The 19,390-nt window shown below is 69.9% G+C and carries 17 protein-coding genes and 3 pseudogenes; 7 read left to right on the top strand and 13 right to left on the bottom strand.

Annotated features, from left to right (window positions below; genetic code table 11):
* Window positions 1–46: 46 nt before the first annotated feature.
* Together AB5J50_RS47310 and AB5J50_RS47305 are read right to left on the bottom strand one after the other, a co-directional pair.
* Window positions 47–877, bottom strand: a pseudogene (locus tag AB5J50_RS47310) (alkaline phosphatase family protein); the annotation flags it as partial.
* Window positions 878–1,081: 204 nt separating this feature from the next.
* Window positions 1,082–2,173, bottom strand: coding sequence for a substrate-binding domain-containing protein (locus AB5J50_RS47305; protein WP_369264702.1), 1,092 nt, complete (start codon window positions 2,171–2,173; stop codon window positions 1,082–1,084).
* Window positions 2,174–2,378: 205 nt separating this feature from the next.
* Here AB5J50_RS47305 and AB5J50_RS47300 point away from each other — a divergent pair, with 205 nt between their 5' ends.
* The gene (locus AB5J50_RS47300; protein ID WP_369264701.1) at window positions 2,379–4,841 is read left to right on the top strand and encodes a SpoIIE family protein phosphatase; all 2,463 of its coding nucleotides are present in this window, start codon (window positions 2,379–2,381) and stop codon (window positions 4,839–4,841) included.
* A 52-nt stretch (window positions 4,842–4,893) separates the two neighbouring features.
* Here the strand turns inward: AB5J50_RS47300 and AB5J50_RS47295 are convergent, their stop codons facing one another.
* From AB5J50_RS47295 to rpmF, 3 genes are read right to left on the bottom strand one after another with little or no spacing between them, the layout of a single operon-like run.
* A complete protein-coding gene (locus AB5J50_RS47295; protein ID WP_369264700.1) occupies window positions 4,894–5,286 on the bottom strand; it encodes an SCO5389 family protein in 393 nt (130 codons plus the stop codon).
* Between the two features lie 49 nt (window positions 5,287–5,335).
* Window positions 5,336–6,298, bottom strand: a complete 963-nt coding sequence (locus AB5J50_RS47290; RefSeq protein WP_369264699.1) for an ATP-binding protein — start codon at window positions 6,296–6,298, stop codon at window positions 5,336–5,338.
* Between the two features lies 1 nt (window position 6,299).
* The gene (gene rpmF, locus AB5J50_RS47285) at window positions 6,300–6,470 is read right to left on the bottom strand and encodes a 50S ribosomal protein L32 (protein WP_327434197.1); all 171 of its coding nucleotides are present in this window, start codon (window positions 6,468–6,470) and stop codon (window positions 6,300–6,302) included.
* Window positions 6,471–6,659: 189 nt separating this feature from the next.
* Between rpmF and AB5J50_RS47280 the strand changes: the two genes are divergently transcribed.
* The gene (locus tag AB5J50_RS47280; protein WP_327434196.1) at window positions 6,660–7,340 is read left to right on the top strand and encodes a DUF6445 family protein; all 681 of its coding nucleotides are present in this window, start codon (window positions 6,660–6,662) and stop codon (window positions 7,338–7,340) included.
* Between the two features lie 106 nt (window positions 7,341–7,446).
* On the opposite strand, the gene AB5J50_RS47275 is transcribed toward AB5J50_RS47280, so the two are convergent.
* Window positions 7,447–8,949: an amino acid permease gene (locus tag AB5J50_RS47275; protein WP_327435346.1), complete on the bottom strand. Its 1,503-nt coding sequence runs from the start codon at window positions 8,947–8,949 to the stop codon at window positions 7,447–7,449.
* Between the two features lie 128 nt (window positions 8,950–9,077).
* Window positions 9,078–9,659, bottom strand: a complete 582-nt coding sequence (locus AB5J50_RS47270; RefSeq protein WP_369264698.1) for an SDR family NAD(P)-dependent oxidoreductase — start codon at window positions 9,657–9,659, stop codon at window positions 9,078–9,080.
* Window positions 9,660–9,824: 165 nt separating this feature from the next.
* Here AB5J50_RS47270 and AB5J50_RS47265 point away from each other — a divergent pair.
* Together AB5J50_RS47265 and AB5J50_RS47260 are read left to right on the top strand one after the other, a co-directional pair.
* Window positions 9,825–10,040, top strand: a pseudogene (locus tag AB5J50_RS47265) (hypothetical protein); the annotation flags it as partial.
* A gap of 104 nt (window positions 10,041–10,144) precedes the next feature.
* Window positions 10,145–10,501, top strand: coding sequence for a luciferase family protein (locus tag AB5J50_RS47260; RefSeq protein ID WP_369264697.1), 357 nt, complete (start codon window positions 10,145–10,147; stop codon window positions 10,499–10,501).
* Between the two features lie 25 nt (window positions 10,502–10,526).
* Here AB5J50_RS47260 and AB5J50_RS47255 read toward each other — a convergent pair whose 3' ends face one another.
* Together AB5J50_RS47255 and AB5J50_RS47250 are read right to left on the bottom strand one after the other, a co-directional pair.
* Entirely contained in the window at window positions 10,527–11,711 is a 1,185-nt protein-coding gene (locus AB5J50_RS47255) for a right-handed parallel beta-helix repeat-containing protein (protein ID WP_369264696.1), read from the bottom strand.
* A gap of 200 nt (window positions 11,712–11,911) precedes the next feature.
* Entirely contained in the window at window positions 11,912–12,841 is a 930-nt protein-coding gene (locus AB5J50_RS47250; protein ID WP_327434192.1) for an LAETG motif-containing sortase-dependent surface protein, read from the bottom strand.
* A 463-nt stretch (window positions 12,842–13,304) separates the two neighbouring features.
* On the opposite strand from AB5J50_RS47250, the gene AB5J50_RS47245 reads away from it, so the two are divergent.
* Window positions 13,305–13,973 (top strand): TetR family transcriptional regulator, encoded by a 669-nt coding sequence (locus AB5J50_RS47245; protein WP_369265706.1) that lies wholly within the window; start codon window positions 13,305–13,307, stop codon window positions 13,971–13,973.
* A 182-nt stretch (window positions 13,974–14,155) separates the two neighbouring features.
* Window positions 14,156–14,530, top strand: coding sequence for a Zn-ribbon domain-containing OB-fold protein (locus AB5J50_RS47240; protein WP_369265705.1), 375 nt, complete (start codon window positions 14,156–14,158; stop codon window positions 14,528–14,530).
* A gap of 143 nt (window positions 14,531–14,673) precedes the next feature.
* On the opposite strand, the pseudogene AB5J50_RS47235 reads toward AB5J50_RS47240, so the two are convergent.
* From AB5J50_RS47235 to AB5J50_RS47225, 3 genes and pseudogenes are all read right to left on the bottom strand, one after another.
* A pseudogene (locus tag AB5J50_RS47235) lies at window positions 14,674–15,384 on the bottom strand (FG-GAP repeat domain-containing protein); the annotation flags it as partial.
* Between the two features lie 128 nt (window positions 15,385–15,512).
* A complete protein-coding gene (locus AB5J50_RS47230; protein WP_369264695.1) occupies window positions 15,513–16,502 on the bottom strand; it encodes a formylglycine-generating enzyme family protein in 990 nt (329 codons plus the stop codon).
* A gap of 94 nt (window positions 16,503–16,596) precedes the next feature.
* The gene (locus tag AB5J50_RS47225) at window positions 16,597–17,457 is read right to left on the bottom strand and encodes an intradiol ring-cleavage dioxygenase (RefSeq protein ID WP_369264694.1); all 861 of its coding nucleotides are present in this window, start codon (window positions 17,455–17,457) and stop codon (window positions 16,597–16,599) included.
* Between the two features lie 226 nt (window positions 17,458–17,683).
* Here AB5J50_RS47225 and AB5J50_RS47220 point away from each other — a divergent pair, with 226 nt between their 5' ends.
* Window positions 17,684–18,457 carry an SDR family NAD(P)-dependent oxidoreductase gene (locus tag AB5J50_RS47220; RefSeq protein WP_369264693.1) on the top strand — a complete coding sequence of 258 codons (774 nt, stop codon included), beginning with the start codon at window positions 17,684–17,686 and terminating at the stop codon, window positions 18,455–18,457.
* A gap of 23 nt (window positions 18,458–18,480) precedes the next feature.
* Here AB5J50_RS47220 and AB5J50_RS47215 read toward each other — a convergent pair whose 3' ends face one another.
* Window positions 18,481–19,221 carry a GntR family transcriptional regulator gene (locus tag AB5J50_RS47215; RefSeq protein ID WP_330309486.1) on the bottom strand — a complete coding sequence of 247 codons (741 nt, stop codon included), beginning with the start codon at window positions 19,219–19,221 and terminating at the stop codon, window positions 18,481–18,483.
* Between the last annotated feature and the right edge of the window lie 169 nt (window positions 19,222–19,390).

Raw genomic sequence — 19,390 nt, 5'->3', positions numbered from 1 at the left:
CATGGCCGAACTCGCGTGAGGCTCGGCCGTACTGCCGCAACGGCCGGCCGTCGAGCGTCCAGTGCCGGTCGGCGTCGACGCCCAGGGACGCGAACACCTGGGCGGCGACGTCGACATGGCGTATCCGCTCGGGTGCCGCGCGGAGGCCGGGGCCGGTGGCGATCAGCCAGGCGGTGCGTTCCTCCTCGGAGCGGCCGCCGTGGCCGCCCGCGTCGACATGGCCGTGGTCGGTGACGACGAGGACCGTCCACCGCTCACTGTCGTACGCGGGCCGCGAGCGTACGGCGTTCAGCAGGCGCCCCACGCGCTCGTCGGCGCGCAGCACCGCCGCCTCGTACGCGTCGCCGCAGCCGAGGAAGTGCGCGGTCTCGTCGGGAGAACCGAGGTAGACGAACGACGCGTCCATGTCGTCGCCCCCGAGGACGCGCACCGCCTCCTCGGTGATCCGTTCGTCGCAGGTCTCCCATGCTTCGGGGGTGTCCGCGACCGGGGAGAGGTAGGTGCTCCTGGACGGAGCGCGGAAGAGCGGGCCACCGTCGCGCACCTGCATGAAAGGCTGCCAGCCCGCCGCGACGAAGGTGCGCCGGCCGCCCTGCGTGGCGAGCCGGGTGGCGAAGTCGGGGAAGACGTCGAGACGGTGGCCGCCGAAGTCGTTGCTCCACACGCCGTGCTTCTCCACGCCCACTCCGGTGACGATCGTCGCCCAGCAGGGGCCCGACATGGTGGGCGTGCGGTCGTCGACCTCGATCGGCGCAAGGAAGCCGTCGGCCGCGAGGGTGTCCAGGTGCGGGGTCGGAAGGCGGCGCAGCGTGTCGAGGCGGACGCCGTCGATGCCGACGACCAGGACACGGGAAACGGCAGAGGAAGGCAAGGGCATTCCCTTCGGTACGGCGGTCACAGGCTGCGCAGGACCAGGTGGGCGTCGACGTCGTGGCGCCGGTCCTGCGAGCGAGAAGTGCGCGACATGGCACGGCTCCTACGAGACCTCGTGCGGGAAGAGGCGGACGCAGGACATCTTTTGTGCGCACACGATCAAAGTCAAGAGCGTTCGGCCGATACGATCAAAACGATCTCCCAACGCTCATGAGTCGAGCGCTTCACCCCCGCAGGAGGAACGGATCCTCAACTCGGGAAGAAGTTCGAGGTGTTGACGGGGCGCCGGGCGCCGCCCACTCGTGCGCTCCGCGAGCCGTTGGAGCAGCAGCTTCGCGGCCAGTTCTCCCACCGAGCGCTTGGGCGGGGCGATCGCCGTGAGGGGGACGTCCGAGAGGCCCGCCACCTCGTCGTCGTACGCGATCAGCGCGAGGTCCTCGGGCACGCTGATGCCGCGGGCCTGGAGCTTGGGCACCAGCACGATCGCGTCCTCGTCGCTGTGGACGAGCGCCGCCGTCACGCCGCGCTTCTCGACGGCCTCGACGAGGTAGTCGATGCTGGCCTCGTAGTCCCCGTGCTCGCGGACCGACGGCGCACCGGAGTCGACGTCCAGCCCCAGGGACTGCACGGCCGCCAGATAGCCCGCCGAGATCTGCGTGGCGTGCGGGCCCTCCTGGAGTACCGCGGTGATCCTGTGGTGTCCGAGGGACGCGAAGTGACCGACGGCCACGGCGGCGCCGTGCGCCCGGTCCGTGCGCACCCGGTCGAGGCCGGCCGCGGGGTTCCCGGCCGGCGCGGAACGCTCGACCAGGACGGCCGGCACCGCGCATTCGAGGAGCCACTTCTCCTGGCCTCCCAGGGGCACGCCACCGAACCAGCTGGGCGCCACGAGCAGCCCCTCCGCACCGCCCGCGATCAGGTGTTCCGCCTGTACGGCGTCCTCGGAGTCGACATATCCGGTCATCCCGAGAACCAGGCGGCCGCCCTGGGCCCCGATGGCCTCGCGAGCCCCTCGGACGATGTCGGCGAAGATGTTCGTGGTGGTCGGGACGATCATTCCGATCACCACACCCTCGGCGGACTCCTGCCGGGGCTGGACCTCGGCGGCCGCGTCGCCCGGCCACACCACCGCGCCGTGCAGCCGCCGCACCCGGCCCTGCGCGGCGAGCGCCTCCACGTCACGCCTCAAGGTCACCGCGGAGACGCCGAGTTCGGCCGCGAGGTCGGCGACCCGGAGGCTGCCGCGCTCCCGGACGAGTTCGAGCACCCGCTCATGGCGCTGGTCGACGTGCAGTCGCATGGGCTCCCCCTGAGGCAAGGCCGGACGGACGAATTACGGGCGATCGCGGAGCGTGATCCCGTGTGGTCACTGTACGCCCACAATCGTATCGATCGTTTCCGATCGATACGATCAGATGGGCCCGAACGGCCCGCTCACCGGTCATACAACGTGAAGAATGGGCAGCACGGGGTAAGACCACCTTCGGGGAGCGGAGAGGGTCGCAGTGGGTGCGAGCGAGGAACGAGATGTGCTGGCCCGTCGGCGCTTCGACATGGCGGACGCCGCGCCACTGCTGCTCGACGCCCGTATGGCGGTGACCAGCTGGACCGCGGATGCCGAGCGGCTGCTGGGGTACCCGGCCGCCGAGGTGCTGGGACGACGCGCGGCCGATCTGCTGCTCCCCGAGGACGCGGCGCGGATCCCTGAGCTGACCGAGCGGTGCCGCGACGGCAGCGGCTGGACCGGACTGATGTCCGTGCGCCACCGGGACGGGCACGCGGTCCTGCTGATGGTGCGGGCCGTTCCGGTCCAGCGCGGCGACGGGCCGACGCACTGGGTGGTGCTGCTCGCGGATCTGGAGGGCGGTCCCGGCTGGGACATGAGCCGTTCGGTGCTGGAGCGGATGGCCGCGCGCTCGCCGGTGGGCACCGCGATCGTGGACACGGACCTGCGGTACGTGTGGTCGAACGCGGCGCTGGAGCAGTTCGGCGGGGGACCATCGCGTCAGCGGCTGGGCCGGAGGCTCGCCGATGTGCAGCCCGGCCTGGACGCCGAGCGGCTCGAGGCGCAGATGCGCCGGACGCTGGAGACCGGTGAGGCGGTGGTCGCCTACGAGCACGTGGGCCGGGTGCGGTCCGCGCCGCACCGCGAGACGGCCCATTCGCTGTCGTTCATCCGGCTGGAGGACGACCTCGGCAACCCGATCGGCGTCTACTACACCGTCTTCGACGTCACGGAGCGCTACCGCGCCCGGCGGCGGCTCGCCCTCCTCGACCGGGCCGGTGAGTGCATCGGCCGCAGCCTGGACGTCCTGCAGACCGCGCAGGAACTGGCCGACGTGGCGGTGCCGGGGCTTGCCGACTTCGTCGCCGTGGACCTGCTGGATTCCGTCCTCAAGGGAGTCGAACCCGCGCCCGGTCCGCAGGACGACACGGACGTGGTGCCGCTGCGGCGCGCCGGGCATCAGTCGGTGCGGGGCGGGCTTCCCGAGACCGTCGTGGAAGTCGGCGACGTGGCCAGCTACCCGGCCGGGTCTCCCCCTCTCCGGTGTCTGGCCGACGGCGAGTCCTGGCGCGAGGAGCGGCTGGACCCGCTGGCCACGGAGTGGGCCACGGGCACCCCCGCGGGACGGGCCACCTCCTTCCTCGACGTGGGGCTGCACAGCGTCATGATCGTGCCCCTGCGCGCCCGCGGGATCACCCTGGGCATCACCACGTTCTTCCGGAGCGGCCGCCAGGACCCGTTCGACGAGGACGATCTGAGCCTCGCCGAGGAGTTCGTCGGCCGGGCGGCCCTGTGCGTGGACAACGCCCGCCGGTACACCCGCGAGCGCGACGCAGCCCTTGTCCTGCAGCGCAATCTGCTCCCCCACCGCTTCCCCGAGCAGCACGCGGTGGAGGTCGCCGCTTGCTACCGGCCCGCCGACGAACTGACGGGACTCGCGGGCGACTGGTTCGACGTCATCCCCCTGTCCGGCACCCGGGTGGCCCTGGTGGTCGGCGAGGTCGCCGGGCACGGCATCGACGGGGCCGCCGCGATGGGACGACTGCGGGCCGCCGTGCAGACCCTCGCCGACCTGGACCTGTCTCCCGAGGAGGTGCTCGCCCACCTCGACGATCTGGTCAGTCGCGCCGCCCGGGAGGAGGGCTCGGGTGCGGACACCCTGACAAGCGGCATGCAGGCGGTGGGCGCGAGTTGTCTGTACGTGGTGTACGACCCGGTGAGCGGGCAGTGCACCATGGCGAGCGCGGGCCATCCCGCACCCGCGATCGTCACCCCCGACGGCACCGTGACGTTCGCCGACCTCCCCCACGGCCCCGTACTCGGCGTCGGCGGTCTGCCCTTCGAATCGCTCGAGTTGACCCTGGCGGAGGGCAGCGTGCTCGCCCTGCACACCGACGGTCTGATCGCCACTCCCCGTACCGGACGGGATCCGGAGGCGGGCCGGCAGCGGCTGCGCCGCGCGCTGGCCGCGCACCCGCAGCCGCTCGACGGAGTGTGCCGCACCATCGTGGACGATCTCGTGCCGACGCGTCCGTACGACGACGTGGCGCTGTTGATGGCCCGCACCCGGCGTCTGGGGGCCGCCCAGGTCGCGACCTGGGACCTGTCGCTCGACCCGGCCGTGGTCGCCGATGCCCGGAAGGCGACGACCGCGCAGCTCTCCGCCTGGGGCCTGGACGAGCTGGCGTTCACCACCGAATTGGTCGTGAGCGAACTCGTCACCAACGCCATCCGGCACGCCTCCGGCCCGATCCGGTTGCGTCTGATCACCGAACAGGCCCTGATCTGCGAGGTGTCCGACGGCGGCGCCACCGCCCCGCATCTGCGCCATCCGAAGACGACCGACGAGGGCGGCCGGGGTCTGTTCCTGATCTCCCAGTTCACCCAGCGGTGGGGCACCCGCTACACCCCGGAGGGGAAGATCATCTGGGCCGAGCAGTCCCTCACGGAGCCACCGATCTGACGTATCCGGCGACGTCTGACGTCTCCGGCGACGAACCGGTGGCTCACGGGAGTCAGCAGTCGCGGAACTCGGGTGACTGGTTGAGGATCTGCGAGCGCAGGGAGGTGAAGCGGGCGTAGGTGTCTCCGCCCTGGGCCTCGGGACGGAAGACCGCGACCCGGTGGCAGTTCATGAAGGCCAAGGTCACACCGAAATGCCGTTCCAGGCTGCCGCGGATCGCGTCACTGGCCAGCGCCCGCAAGAGCTGCCCTCGCTCCCTCTCGGAGGGCGGCGGGGTGTGGTTGTCGGCGAACTCCTTGGCTCCGTCCCGGAGTTGGCCGACCAGGCCGGCGATGAGGTCGTACGCGTACGGCAGTGACGTACGAACGGTTTCCACGAAGTCCTCTTCGCGGACCTGACCGTGTTCGGCTTCGGCGAGCAGCTTCGGGGAGACGTCGAGTGACATGAAGAAGGCAGTCCTGTCGCTAGATGGTTCGGTGGCGCGTGGTCGGTGCTCAGGCGGCGGTCGGCCCGAGGGCGTCCGGACCGTGCCGGAAGCCGGGGTCGATCTGTGCGGCGAGGTCGCTGCCGGTGGCCCGGTCGGCCCAGGCCGCGGCGTTGCGGAGATGGAAGGCGACGGCGTGTTCCTGGAAGGCCGTCCAGTCCTTGGTGCGGGAGTCGAGCGCGGTCCGCAGTTGGCGCAGGGCGTGGCGGTTGTGCGGTTCCAGGTCGCCCTGCGGCCGTCCCTGCTCGTGGGCCCGTACCCAGGAGGAGTGCTGAAAGTACGTCAGGAGGTCGTCCCCGACGTGCTCTTTGAGGAAGAGGAGGTCGTCCTCACCGGTGACCTTGTTGCCGACTACCGCGACCGGGACGCCGAACTCCTCGGCGTGGTCGCGGTATTGGCGGTAGACCGAGACACCCTTGCGGGTGGGTTCGGCGACCAGGAAGGTCATGTCGAAGCGGGTGAACAGCCCGGAGGCGAAGGCGTCCGCGCCGGCGGTCATGTCGACGACGACGTACTCGCCGGGACCGTCGACGAGATGGTTGAGGTAGAGCTCCACGGCTCCGAGCTTGGAGTGGTAGCAGGCCACCCCGAGATCACTCTCGTCGAACTCGCCCGTGACCATCAGCGGTACGCCGCCCACCTCCTGGATGTGGTGGGTGTGCACCGCGTCGTCGCCGAGCAGCCGCAGCAGGCGTGACCCCCGTCCGGGCGGCGTCGTCTTGATCATGGCCTCGCGCGAGGTGATGCGCGGGTTGTCGCCGCGCAGATGGTCCTTGATCTCGCCGAGGCGTGCGCTGAGGGGCGGCGCGGTGAAGGTTTCGTCGTCGCCGAGGCCCAGGGCCTCGGCGAGATGCTGGTTGATGTCGCCGTCGATGGCGACGAGGCGAGCTCCGGAGTGCGCCAGATGGCGGGAGAAGAGAGCCGACAGCGTGGTCTTTCCGCTGCCGCCCTTACCGACGAAGGCGGCGCGCACGTCAGCCCTCCGGGCGCAGCAGCCCGCGCTCGTAGGCCTTGGCCAGTCGCTGCGGGACGAGGTGCGAGGAGCCGTCGACGGTGACCGGCACGAGCTGGGGCGTGGCGGCCTTCCACTGTGCGCGGCGGTGGCGGGTGTTGCTGCGGGACATCTTCCGCTTGGGGACGGCCATGGGGGTTCTCCTGGGTGGGTGAGCTGGCATGATCCACGCTATATGAAAATGGATCCCATTACCAAGCTGACCCGCGAGGCGCGTCCGGCAAACCCTCGATGACCGACAGCACTACGAACACGCCGAGTTGACGGAAGATTGACCAAATCTCTGGCGATCACTGACGCACGCGTCTATATGGTCTGCCGCATGCCCCCACAACCTCCGAGAACACCGGCACTCCCGGTCCTCCCTTATCGGAAACCCACCCGCGATCGCGACTACTGGGTCTTCGACAATGTGCTGCCCGACATGGATGCCGTCCGGGCCCGGTGCGTCGCCAAGGACGACTGGGTCAAGGGCTTTCCGTACACGTCGGAGAGCTGGCCCGGTCTGCGGACGATGCCCGGGCTCGAACCGGAGGAGTTGACGCGCGTAGAGCGGCTGGTGAAGAAGGCCACCGGCGCCCAGAAGCTGTGGCAGCAGTCGACGCCGTCCGGCGCCACCCTCAACCACAACTGCATCCAGGTGGTCGGCAAGGACGAGGGAGAGCCGCGTCCCCACACCGACTCACGTGCGCTCTGCCGTTATGCCGCGGTGCTCTATCTGAACCCGAACGTTCCCAAGGACTGCGGAACCAGCTTCTACCGGCAGAACCTGCCCGGCGGCCGGCTGGGCGGGAACGTGGTGACCGCGCCGCACAACAACCTGGTCGAGGCGCTGGGTACGCGCTTCGTCCCGCCGGACTCCTTCGTCGAGGACATCCGCGTACCGCACCGGTACAACCGGCTGCTGCTCTACAACGCCAACCTCATGCACAGCGCCACCGAGTACTGCGGCAGCACCATGGAGGACAAGCGGATGACCGCGGTCTTCTTCTGGATGGCCTGATCCCGTATCCCGTAGGGATGTCCCGCGACGCCGAGCGGCCCCGGACTGTCGAGTCCGGGGCCGCTCGGCGTCGTGTGCGGGCTTCAGCCACCTCTATGAGCTCGCGTCAGTTGCCCATGAGTTCACGTTCGATGGAGGCCAGCTCGGCCGCGCTGCCCTGGACCTTGGGGCCGTTGAACCACTTGCGGGCGGAGAGCAGCCACCAGGCGCCGGCGAAGCCCACCACCACGGCGACCGCGACCGGCGCGTAGTTGAAGGACTTGGCCGTGACGGGGCTTGCCTGCGGCAGCATGAACAGGATGGTGACGCAGGCGACCCAGCCGACGGCGATCACCGCGATGGGCTTGCTCCACCGGCCCAGGTTCCAGGGTCCGGCGGCGAAGTCGTCGCCCTGGCGCAGCCGCAGGTAGATCGGGATGACGTACGCGATGAAGAGGCCGATGACGGCGATCGAGGTGACGGCGGCGTACGCGGTGGGGTTGATCAGATAGGGAAGGCCGAGGAGGAAAGCGCCGCCGGAGGCGAGCCACACCGCGTTGGCCGGGGTGCGGGTGCGGTCGCTGATCCGGTGCCAGATCTTCGAGCCCGGCAGCGCGCCGTCCCGCGAGAAGGCGTAGATCATGCGGGAGTTGGCGGTCACGGAGGACATTCCGCAGAAGAACTGGGCGCCGATGACGATGAGGAGCAGCAGCTTGCCGCCGGTGTCGCCCAGGGCGTCGAGGAAGATCTGGACCGGGGGTACTCCGGTGCTGCTGCCGAGCGCACCGTCATAGCTCTGGATCGCGAAGGTGACGCCGATCAGCAGGATCCAGCCGGCGACCAGCGAGACGAGTATCGAGTTGACGATGCCGCGCGGGCCGGAGCGGGCCGCGTCGTGGGTCTCCTCGGTCATGTGGGCGGAGGCGTCGAAGCCGGTCAGGGTGTACTGGGCGAGCAGCAGGCCGAGCAGGGAGACGTACAGGCCGGATCCCCAGCCGGTGTTGTTGACGAAGTGCCCGAAGACGAAGCCCGCCGACTGGTGGTGGTCGGGGAGGAACACCAGCGCGAGCACGACGACTGCCACACCGATGACCTGCCACCACACGCTGATGTTGTTGAGCAGGGCGACGAGCTTGACGCCGCGCACGTTGAGCAGCGCGTGGACCAGCAGGGTGATGCCGAAGAGGAGCACCGTGTGGCCGGGGGTGGCGGTGAAGCCGAACTGGAGGTCCAGGAAGGCGTTGAGGAACTGCGCCAGGCCGAAGTCGATGCCTGCGGTGACCGCGACCTGGCCGAGGAAGTTGAACCAGCCGGTGAACCAGGCCCAGGCCGGGCCGTTGCCCTTGGCGAGCTTGGCCGCCCAGTAGTAGAGGCCGCCCGCGGTCGGATAGCTGGAACACACCTCGGCCATGCCCAGGCCGACGGTGAGGGTGAGGAGACCCACGATCGGCCAGCCCCACACCATAACGGCCGGACCGCCGGTGTTCATGCCGAAGCCGTAGAGCGTCATACAGCCGGAGAGGATGCAGATGATCGTGAACGAGACTGCGAAGTTCGAGAACGGCGACATGCTGCGCTCGAGTTCCTGCGCGTAGCCGAGCTCGTGGAGCCGGGCCTCGTCCTCGGTCATCTTGGGTGCTGCGGTGCCGGCCGGATCGGGCGATCCGGTTTTGTCCAGGGTGTTGTCCGAAGCCACGGGTGATCCCCTTGTCTGCTGGGCCGGTTGGGAGGGTGTACGGCGCGGACGGTGTGCGGCGGTTACTGCGAGGTCATGCCGCCGTCGACCGCGACGACACTGCCGGTCATGAAGCTCGCCTCGTCGGAAGCGAGGAAGAGGGCCACGTTCGCGCTTTCGCGAGGCTGCCCGGGACGCCTGATGGGCTGGAAGGAGTCGATGGTGTCGTAGACGTGGTCGAGGCCGCCGAGGAGTTCGGCGTGGGCGTGGTTGACGGGGGTGTCCACCCATCCCGGGCGGATCACGTTGCAGCGGATGCCCTGTTTGACGTACTCCAGCGCCACCCCCTTGGTGAGCATCACACTGGCACCTTTGGACGCAGAGTAAACAGTGAGAAAGGGCTCGCTGACCAGACCATTGACGCTGGAGATGTTCACGATCGAGCCGCCGCCCGTGGCGAGCATGTGCGGGACGACCGCGCGACAGCCGTACAACTCACCCTTCACATTCCCATCAAGCGTCATGTCGACGATGTCGTCGGGGACTTCGTGCGGCAGCCCCGGCAGATTGACTCCGGCGTTGTGACCAGGGCATCTATCCCTCCCAGCGGGAGGCCACGGCGTCAGCCATCGCGTCGGCCTCGACGCTGGAGGAGACGTCGACACCGCGCCACCCGGCCACTCCACCGACGGTGGTGATCTCCGCCGCCGTCTCTTTCGCGGTCTTCTCCGAAAGGTCTACGAACAGAACTTTTCCGCCCTCACGATGCAGACCTCGTCCGCGGCGCGGCCCCTCGGGACGGCGGAGGGGGTGGTGGTCGGAGCTGCCATGTCCGGTATGCCTCCGGGGACCGCGACGAGCGGGTCTCCGGGGACCCGTACAACTTCGGCGTCACGCGGCAGAACAACGGCCATGTCACCTTCGCCGACATCCGCGTCGCCGGCGAGGTGCCGTGCGTCCGCTCGAATTTCGTCAACGGCGTCAAGCGGCTGCCGGTCGAGGTCACCCCGGCCCGACCCGGCGGGCCAGGGGGTCCGAGGCCGTAGCGCCCGCTGATTCCGAGTCCGTATCCGGACATTCGGGCGCTACGGCCTGGTTACGTCTTCCTCAATCCCTGGTGGCCGTGTGGTGAGCTGGTCATGATGTCAGCATGACATTGGCCTTGAGAGCCATGACGCGACTTGCGGGCTGGCCGGACCTCGCGGAGGTCCGGCCGAGTTGCGGCACGGGCCGAGCGCTCTGCTCTGCCCAGGGCGAGATCGTCCACTTCCATACGGGCCACGACGTCGACCTGCACCTCACGGTCCGGGCCATCCGCCGCTTCGAGGACCACCTCAAGGGCGCGACCGCGGTCCGGATGGTGCCGGGCTCGCGGTGGGTGACGATTCACCTCGAAGTCGACACGGACATCGACCTTCTGCTGACCCTGGTGAGCCTCGCGCTCCAGGCCCACCAGACAAGTCCGGTTCCCGTCGATACGCCGTCGGCGAGCTGCAACGACCATTGAGCCCCTCGATCATCGACATCGACGCTCAGAAGCGGGCGCCGATCTTGGTGCCGTCCCGCGGGACGAGGAAGTCCGGTGCGGGCGGGAGGGAGCCGTCGGAGCCGCGTGCGCCGGTGATCGCGCTCGGATCCGTACTCAGGACGGAGGAGGCGTTCCACGTGCCGCCCAGGTCCCAGGAGTTGCCGCTGGAAGTGGTGGTGGACGCGAGGGCGACCGCGCGGCCGTCCGCGAGGGACAGGCTGGCGGTGAGTACCGCCTTCGAGGCCGAGACGTCGGCGTCGAAGCCCGTGCCCTGGTTGCCGAACGCCGTGTCGCGGGACAGGGCGAGGGCACCCGGATTGCCGTTGTCGGTGAAGCCGTGCGCCGCGTTGTGGAACGAGATCGAGTTGCGCACGGTGTGAGCCACCGCCGGGGCCGGGCTGCCGCCACCGAGCTTGAAACCGTTACCGTCGCCCGCGAAGTCGGGGAAGTTCCAGCGGTTGAAGCCGTTGCCGTACGCGATGGTGTTCTCAATGAGGATCGGCGAGGTGAACTTCCAGGCGTCGAAGCCGTCGTCGACGTTGTTCCAGAGCCGGGCGCCGCGCACCACGTTGCCGGTTCCGCTGCCTTCCTTGATGGCCAGGCCGTCCGCGCTCTCGCCGTTCTTGCGCGGGTCGCGATTGGCGTAACTGTCCAGGTCGAGGATCTGGTTGTTGCTGGACGTGCCCTGGAGCTGGAAGCCGGACTCGTAGTTGTCGTGGGTGGCGAGCCGCGCGAAGACGTTGTTGTTGCAGCCGTCGCAGTAGACGCCGTACGGTCCGTTCACGATCTCCAGGCCGGAGATCCGCCAGTACGAGGCCTCCTGGTGCAGGGCACCGCGCTCGGCGCGCGGGATGCTGCCGCCGACGGGTGTGTGGCTGGCCGGCAGCGCCTCTCCGTCGACGACCACGCGCTCGCCCGGGTACGCGCCCAGGGTGATCGGCTGGGACGCGGTGCCCGACGTGACGATGGTGATGTTGTCGGTCAGCGCGTACGTCCCCCCTCGTACGGCGATGACATCGCCGGGCTTCGCCTTGTCCACGGCCTTCTGGATGGTCCGTAGCGGGTGATCCGGCGTGCCCGCGGCCGCGTCGTCGCCGTTCACTGCCACCACGATGGTCGGCGCCGCGGCGGCGGACGCCTGCGTCGGCACCACCACCGCCCCCACTGCCAGTGCGGCTGCTCCCACCACTGCCCGATTGAACCTTCGTGCGGCTCTCATACGACCTCCCGTTGCGGTGCCGGACTGCTGGTCACCCGGTCAGTGGTCGCACGCGGAGCGAAGGTTGCCGCCCCGGCTGCCTGCGCCGAAAGACGAGACCCCGGCACTCACGTACGCGGCGAGTGCCGGGGGCTCGTCAACAGGTCATCGAGGGCCGATGACGGCGATCGTCAGGAACGGGTGCCCGTCGAGCGCCGACGGCGGGTGGCGACGGTGATCGCGGCGCCGGCCGCGAGGACCGCCACGGCGCCGGCCGCGATCGGCAGGGTGTTGCCGCCGCCGGTCTCCGCGAGGTCGCCGGGCGTGGTCGACTCGCCGCCGTTGGGCGAGGGAACCGACGACGCGCTCGACTCGGACTCCGACGGGGTCTCGGACGACTCGGACGCCGAGGGCGTGGCCGGGGTCGCGGGCGTCGACTCGGTCGGGGTGCCGGGCGTCTCCGCGGGCGTCGTCGAGGCGGGCGGCGTCGTCTCCGGAGTGGTCGGCTGCGACGTGCAGTCGTTCTTGCCGCCGTTCCACGCCATGATCAGCTTGTCCTTGATGACCGCGTGGTCCGGGCCCGCGGGCAGGTCACCGTGCTCGAAGCCGTCATTGGCGTCGTACTTGCCGTCGAACTTGACGGCGCCACGGTAGAGGTCGATCTGCGCGAAGCAGCCGGCGTCCGGCACCGAGATGTCGAGCGAGTCGGTGGCACCCGGCTTGACCGTGACGGAGTCGAAGTCGTGGAAGACCTGGACGCCCGAGGTCTTGAAGGTGGCGCCGTGGGTGCGGTACGCGGCCAGCGAGGCGGTGCAGGTGCTCGCGTCACTCGCCGTGCGGACCTTGATGTGGACCTTGCCGTCGTCGGTCGGCTTGAGGTTCTCGTCGTCGACGCGGACCGAGTCGTAGAAGTTCGTCCCGTCCAGGGAGAACTGGCAGCGATCGGTCGCGGTCGCCGTGCCCGCGCCCTGTCCGGGGGCGTAACCGCCGGCGGCCTTGTCCCATCCGTCGCCACCGGGCTTGTCGGTGGCGAAGGCGGTGGTCGTGGCCGCTGAGAGGGCGAGCGCCGCCGCGCCCGTCCCCAGCAGGCAGCGAAGGGTGACACGTCTCGCTATGGACATGCAGATCCCATCTTGATGATGCGAAACCCCGGTCGGCGGCAGCAGGGCAGCACGCGGCAGCCGGAGGCCGCACCGGGGGAAGTGGTCGAAGAAACACTGAACCCATTGGTCACATGGGTCACAGCTCGACCACATAGTCGATCACCGCGCAGACGCTGTCAACCTCGTTGAATACACGATGACTTCACGGTCGATCACATTTGGAGCACATGAGGAATCAGAGGCTCCGGAACGGTCGGCCGCACCTCTGAGCGGGCGCGCACCGGCCCCCATGGCGGCCGCGCACCAGCCCCCGTGGTGGCCACGCGCCATGCCGGTCACGTCGGCGAGCACCACAAGGAACTCAGTTCCCTCCTGGGTGCGCACTGAGTGCCATCACTCTCGCTTCGATGCTAGTTTCCCGTCCATGAACGAGGGACCCCGGCGCCGCGAGACCGCCGACGCGACGACCGTGAAGCCGCCGATGCGGGACGCCCTGGTCGCGGCGGCGTTCCAGCTCTTCCTGGAGCGTGGCTACGAGCAGACCACGGTCGACGACATCGTGACGCTCGCCGGGGTGGGCCGCCGGTCGTTCTTCCGCTACTTCCCGTCCAAGGAGGACGTGGTCTTCCCGGACCACGAGCGCTGCCTGGCCGACATGACGGCGTTCCTGAGCGGCGGCGCCGACGCGGACGAGCCGGTGCAGCGGGTCTGCGACGCCGCCCGGCTCGTGCTGCGCCTGTACGCCGAGAACCCGACGTTCTCCGTGCAGCGCTACCGGCTCACCAAGAAGGTCCCCGGCCTGCGCGCGTACGAGCTGTCGGTCGTCTGGCGGTACGAGCGTGCCCTCGCCGAGTATCTGCGCGGGCGCTTCGCCGGACGGCGCGACGGCACACTGCAGGCCGACGTCATCGCCGCGGCCGTGGTCGCCGCACACAACAACGCCCTGCGCTCCTGGCTGCGCTCGGACGGGCAGGGCGACGCGACGGCGGCGGTCGACCACGCGCTCGGGTATGTCCGGAACACCTTCGGGAGCCCGCCCAGTGACGCGGCGGACGAGGAGCGGGAGGACGTGGTGGTCGTCGTCTCCCGGCGCGGAGCCCCGATGTGGCGCGTCGTCCAGGAGATCGAGACCACGCTCGGACGGGACTGACCGCTCCCCCTACTCCGGCCAGATTGAGGGTACCGAGTGCCTTTACGGGTGGCACTGAGTGCCATACTCTGTGGTCGTGCACGGCGATCCGGGCACCTTCAGACTCCGGCCGAGCGCAGGGAGATGACATCGTGTACCACCCAGGAATCGCCCTTCATCCGGGGCTCGGAGCCGCGTCCGACATGCTCGACGCGGCGCCCGCGGCGCCCGCGGAGCACAAGGCGGACGCCCTCCTCTTCCAGCGGTGCCACTGGTGCGGCACCGCGATGTACCAGCGCCTCCTCTGCCCGGTCTGCGCGGGCAGCGACCTGCGGACCGAAGCGAGCGCGGGGACGGGCATCGTGCGCCACTCCACCGTCATCCACCGCAACACCCCGGCGGCGCGCAACGTCTCCCTCATCGAGATGGCCGAGGGGTTCACCGTCCGGGGCCGGGTCATGGGCCCGCCCTCCGACGTCCACAGCGGCGACCGGGTCCAACTCGCCACTGCCCAGGACCCGATACGCCGACAGCCCGTGTTCCAGCTTGTCGACGGGCCGTACCGGAGCTGGGGCTGACGGTCCCGGGGCGGCCGCGGCCGCCGGAGGGCAGAACTCCCGCTACCAGGATTCATTCGCAGTGCTCCGGCCTCCAGGACGCTGCCGTCGCCGAGCAGGACGCTCACCCCGTCGCTGCCGACGCTGGCGGTGGCGACGTCCGCGGCTCCGTCGCCGTCGAAGTCGGCGACCACGATTCCGTGCGGCTGGCTGCCGGTCGAGGTGTCGCCCTGGTCGTCGAAGGTGCCGTCGCCGTTGCCGAGGAGGACGCGTACGGCGCTGGGTCCCTGCTCGGCGACGACCAGGTCCGCGTTCCCATCACCGTCGAGGTCACCCACGGCCAGGGCACGCGGGGCCTCGCCGACATCCAGGGCGCTCGCCGCCCCGAAGCCGCCGTCCCCGTCGTTCAGCAGGACGCTGACCTGCGCTCCTCCGAAGTCGGCCGTCGCCAGGTCGAGGCTTCCGTCGCCGTCGAAGTCGGCGACGGCCGTCTGGTACGGGCGGGTGCCGACGGCGTAGGTGGTGCCGGTGGCGAACGTACCGTCACCCTGCCCCAGCAGCACCGTCACCGAGTTGTCGTCGAGGTTGGCGGCGACGACGTCCTGCGTACCGTCCCCGTCGAGATCCGCGACGGCCACGTGCCGGGTGTTGGTCGAGGCCGTCGCGGAGGTGTCGAGCTGGGTGTAGGAGAGGGTGCCGTCGCACGCGTCGCCGGTCGTGGCCGACGCGCTGGGACGGGTCGACCCCTGTCCGTGACCGTGCCCGGGACCGCCCGCCGCCACGGCCGGCCCCGCGGCGCCCGTGCAGGCCAGGGCCAACCCGGCGGCGCCCGCCAGGGCAACACGGTGGGTGCGTTGGTGCTTCTTGCGTTTCATGCGGCACCTTGTGCCTTGCGTGCGTCTGGAATTGGGGCATACGCGGCCTCAACCGGCCTACGCTGCCCTGGACTTCGGTCGGCTACGACGTCGGCGGCTTCCGCGACCGGCCGGCCACGTCGTCAGCGCTACGACTGATCGGCCGCGACCCTGATCCCGACGGTGAGATAACCGCCGCTGCCGTCACGGCCCTCTCCGAGATAGCTCGTGGCGCAGCTCCTGCCGGTCGCGTACCAGGAGCCGCCGCGCACGGCGTTGACCTGTTGGCCGGCCTCACCGCCATTGGTGGCCGTGACGATGCTCGACGTCCACTCGAAGCAGTTCCCGGCCATGTCGTACGCACCGTAGGAGCTGACTCCGTCCGGATAGGCGCCGACGGCCGAGGTGCTGCCGCCGCTCGCGGTCAACTCGTCGAAGACGTCGGTGTAGACGAACCCGGTCCAGGTGGTGTGGTCGATCCATCCGCTCACCCCGCCCGTCGAGGTGACGGCGATGATGTCGGAGATCGGTTCGCTCTCTCCGTAGCGGGTGGAGTTCTTGTTGTTGTACGTCGCTTCCGTGGAGCTGTAGTTGGCCAGGTAGTACGCCGCGCAGACGGCGTTGTAGTGGTACTTGCTGGTGAGGACGCCGGATGCGTACGTCGTGCCGGCGGTGTCGCCCCACGGGTACGCGTACGCGTCGGGGCCGCGCGCGGCGTTCTCCCACTCGGCCTCGGTGGGCAGCCGGAAGGTCCAGCCGTAGGCCTCGGCGTCCTCCAACGAGACGTACAGGACAGGGTGTTCGTCCTTGCCGGAGGGGAAGTCGTCGCCGTCCCAGTAGCTGGGGGCCGTGCGCGAGTTGTCGTCCAGGAACGCCTTGTACTGGAGTGTCTGTCCGGCGACGGTCGTGGCCGCCGAGGCGTCGGTCGAGGCACTCGCGGAGGCGGAGGCCGACGGACTCGCCGTGGTGGAGGAAGAGGCCGAAGGGGAAGCCGCGGGGCGAGGGCGGCGCCCGTGGGCCGGCTTCGCCGTGGCCTGGAGGGCCAGGGCGGTGCCGAGCAGTCCGGCGGCGCCCGCGCCGCCGAGTGCGAACAACTTGCGTCTGCTGAGCAGGGGTTGGCGCGTGTGTGTACCGGTCATGGCGTGACCTTTGGGGAGAGGGAACGAGCAGGGTGGGGCCGGTCACGCGGCGACAGGGGGAGAGCCGCGTGACCGGCCGTCGGGGGAGGCGGACTCAGCTGGTGCTGACGCCGACGGTCAGCGTCGCGGCGTAGCCGGAGGACACGGAGCTGCCCAGCGCGGTGAGGGTCAGCAGGCCGGAGGACGCCCCGCCGTCGTCGTAGATGGTGTCGTCGGCGAGCGCGGTCTCCTTGGTGGTGTTGGAGGAGTACGGCGACAGCGCCTGGACCTTGGTGTTGATGGTGGAGTCGAAGAACAGCTGGCCGGTGTGGATGATCGAGCCGCCGGTGTACGAGTCGTCGGTGAGCGTGACGTCGGTGTGGACCCGCATGTGGACGTGGACGGCGCGGGAGACGTAGTGGCCGGGCCAGATCGAGGTGATCGAGACCTGGCCGTTGGAGTCGGTGATCTGCCCGCCGCGCAGGAAGGTCCCGTCGTCCGTCTCCGAGTGACCGTTGCCGCCGACGAACCCGGAGTACTCACCGAGGGTGTCGGCGTGCCAGATCTCCACCAGCGCGCCCTCCAGCGGGGCGCAGCTGTTGTCCTCGTCGACGACGGTGAAGGTGTACTTCACCGGCACGCCGGACTTGCTCTCGGTGATGTCGGTGCGGATCAGGGCGCCTTCCAGGGCGTACGGGCCCTCGGTGACCTCGGCGGTCAGCGAGCAGACGCCGCTGGACGCGGTCGCGGTGGCGGTCGCCGTGGCGGAGGCCGACGCGGAACGGGTGGGCCTGGTCGGCCGCGCCGCCGCGGCCGCGGCCGAGGTCTCGGGGGTGGCGGAGGCCGTCGCCGCGAGGCCGAGGCCGGCGGCGGCCGCGACCGCTCCGCCCGCGGCGATGACATGACGGCGGTTCACTGTGCTGGGAGCCTGGTGGGTCGCTTCTTCCTGCTGCTCGGCAGGAGAGTTCTCAGTCATGGACGCCGGAACGTAGGGGCGCCTCCTATGGCTCAGGTGTCACTCGGCTGTCATTTCCATAAGTGCCTCCGGGCACCACTCAATTTCCGGTCATCATCGGCAGACTGTCGACAGTTAGGCCAATTGGTGACGCCACAACCCTTGACCGCGCCATTGTGTCGACACTAGGAAGGAGTGCGGGGCCTGTTCCGGCCTCGATCGGCAGCCGCTGACATGGGAGGTCCACGTGACCGGCAGGCTCTGCGGCAAAGTCGCTCTCGTCACCGGCGCGGGCGCCGGGATCGGTCAGGGATGTGCCCTGCTCTTCGCCGAGCAGGGCGCGACGGTCGTCGGCTGCGACATCGACGAGGGCGCGGCGGAACGCACCCGGAAACTCGCGCACGACAGGGGCCTGGATCTCGATGTGCTCGCGCCCCTGGACATGACCGAGCCCGCCGACGCCGACCGGTTCGCGGACGAGGCGTACATCCGGCACGGCCGCGTCGACGTCCTGGTGACCGCGGGCGCCATCGCCCCGCACATGGCGCCCGCCGCGGCGATGGACTTCGACGACCAGTGGACGCCGACGCTGCGCGGCGAGATCGACGTGGTCTTCCTGCCCGTACGAGCGGTCTGGCCGCACATGGAGGCGTCCGGCGGCGGCTCGATCATCAACTTCGCCTCGGTGAACGCCTTTCGGGGCAGCGGTACCTTCGGCATGGTCGCGCACTGCGCGGGGAAGTCGGCGGTTCTTGGCATGACGCGCCAACTCGCTGCAGAGGGCGGCCCGTTGGGCATCCGGGCGAACACCGTCTCGCCCGGCATGGTCCGTACCCCCGCCACCGAGTCGGCCGGAGCGCACGACGGGGCGGCTCGGGACGCGCTCCTCGCCCGGATCCCGCTGGGCCGGGTGGGCAGGCCCGAGGACATCGCCTGGTGCGCGGTCTATCTGGCGTCCGACGAGTGCGGCTGGGTCACGGGCGGCAACTTCCCCGTGGACGGCGGAGTGCTCGCCAAGTGAACGCCCCTGGGTACGCCCGCACGTCAGGACGCGGTGCGGCGTCTGCGCGTGGGCTTGCGTGCGCCCGCGGTGTCCTGCTCCACCTGTTCCTCCACCGCCCGCAGCGCACGGACCGTCGCCCCCGCGATCAGCGCCGAGGCCAGCTCGCCGTCACGCTCCTCACATGCCTGGAGGAGCCGCTCCTGGTCGTCGACGCTGTAGGCGAGGCGGCCCGCCCGCGTCAGGCTCAAGTGCCGCAGCATCAGGGTGCGCAGGGCCAGCGAGTCGAGGATCTGCTTCAGTGTGGCATTGCCGACGATCTCGGTCATCCGCTCCTGAAGCTGCACATGACTCCAGAAGTACGCGTCCACGTCACCGTCGTCGGCGAGCTTCCGCATCCGCTCGACCCGGGTGCGCAGCCCGGCCAGCTCCTCGTCCGTGGCGCGCTCGACCAGCAGTCCGGCGAGCATCGACAGGAGCTGGCGCCGCACCTGGTAGATGTCGCGGATGTCCTGGAGGGAGGGCGCGGCGACCCGGGGCCGGCGACGCGCCTTCATCTCGACGAGGCCCTCCTGTTCGAGGAGCATCAGCGCCTCGCGCACGGGCGTGCGGCTGGTGTCGAACCGGCGTGACAGGTCGACGCTGTTGAGGTCCTGGCCCGGTTCGAGGCGGCCCTCGATGATGCCCGCCCCCACCCACTCGGCGATCTGCGCGACCAGCGGTTCACGACGGTCCCGCAGCCGCAGGAGGCGCCCGAGCACGAGATGCGTGTCCTGATCGGTCATGCGGCGATTCTCCCTGTCCGGCCCGCACTGGCAGGTCTGGTCCAAACGCACAGGCAATCCAACGGTGTCGACACTATCTCACCGTATGGCCGATACACATCCCGGTCCAGCGTTACCTGTCGACACAGAAGGCGGCGCAGAAGTCGACACAGACATCGACACACCAGAG

Origin of the sequence: Streptomyces sp. R35 (genome assembly GCF_041053035.1) — a bacterium.
GTDB lineage: Bacteria > Actinomycetota > Actinomycetes > Streptomycetales > Streptomycetaceae > Streptomyces > Streptomyces lutosisoli.
Note: the sequence above shows the minus strand (reverse complement) of the source record. Positions and strands in the feature narration are given on the sequence as shown.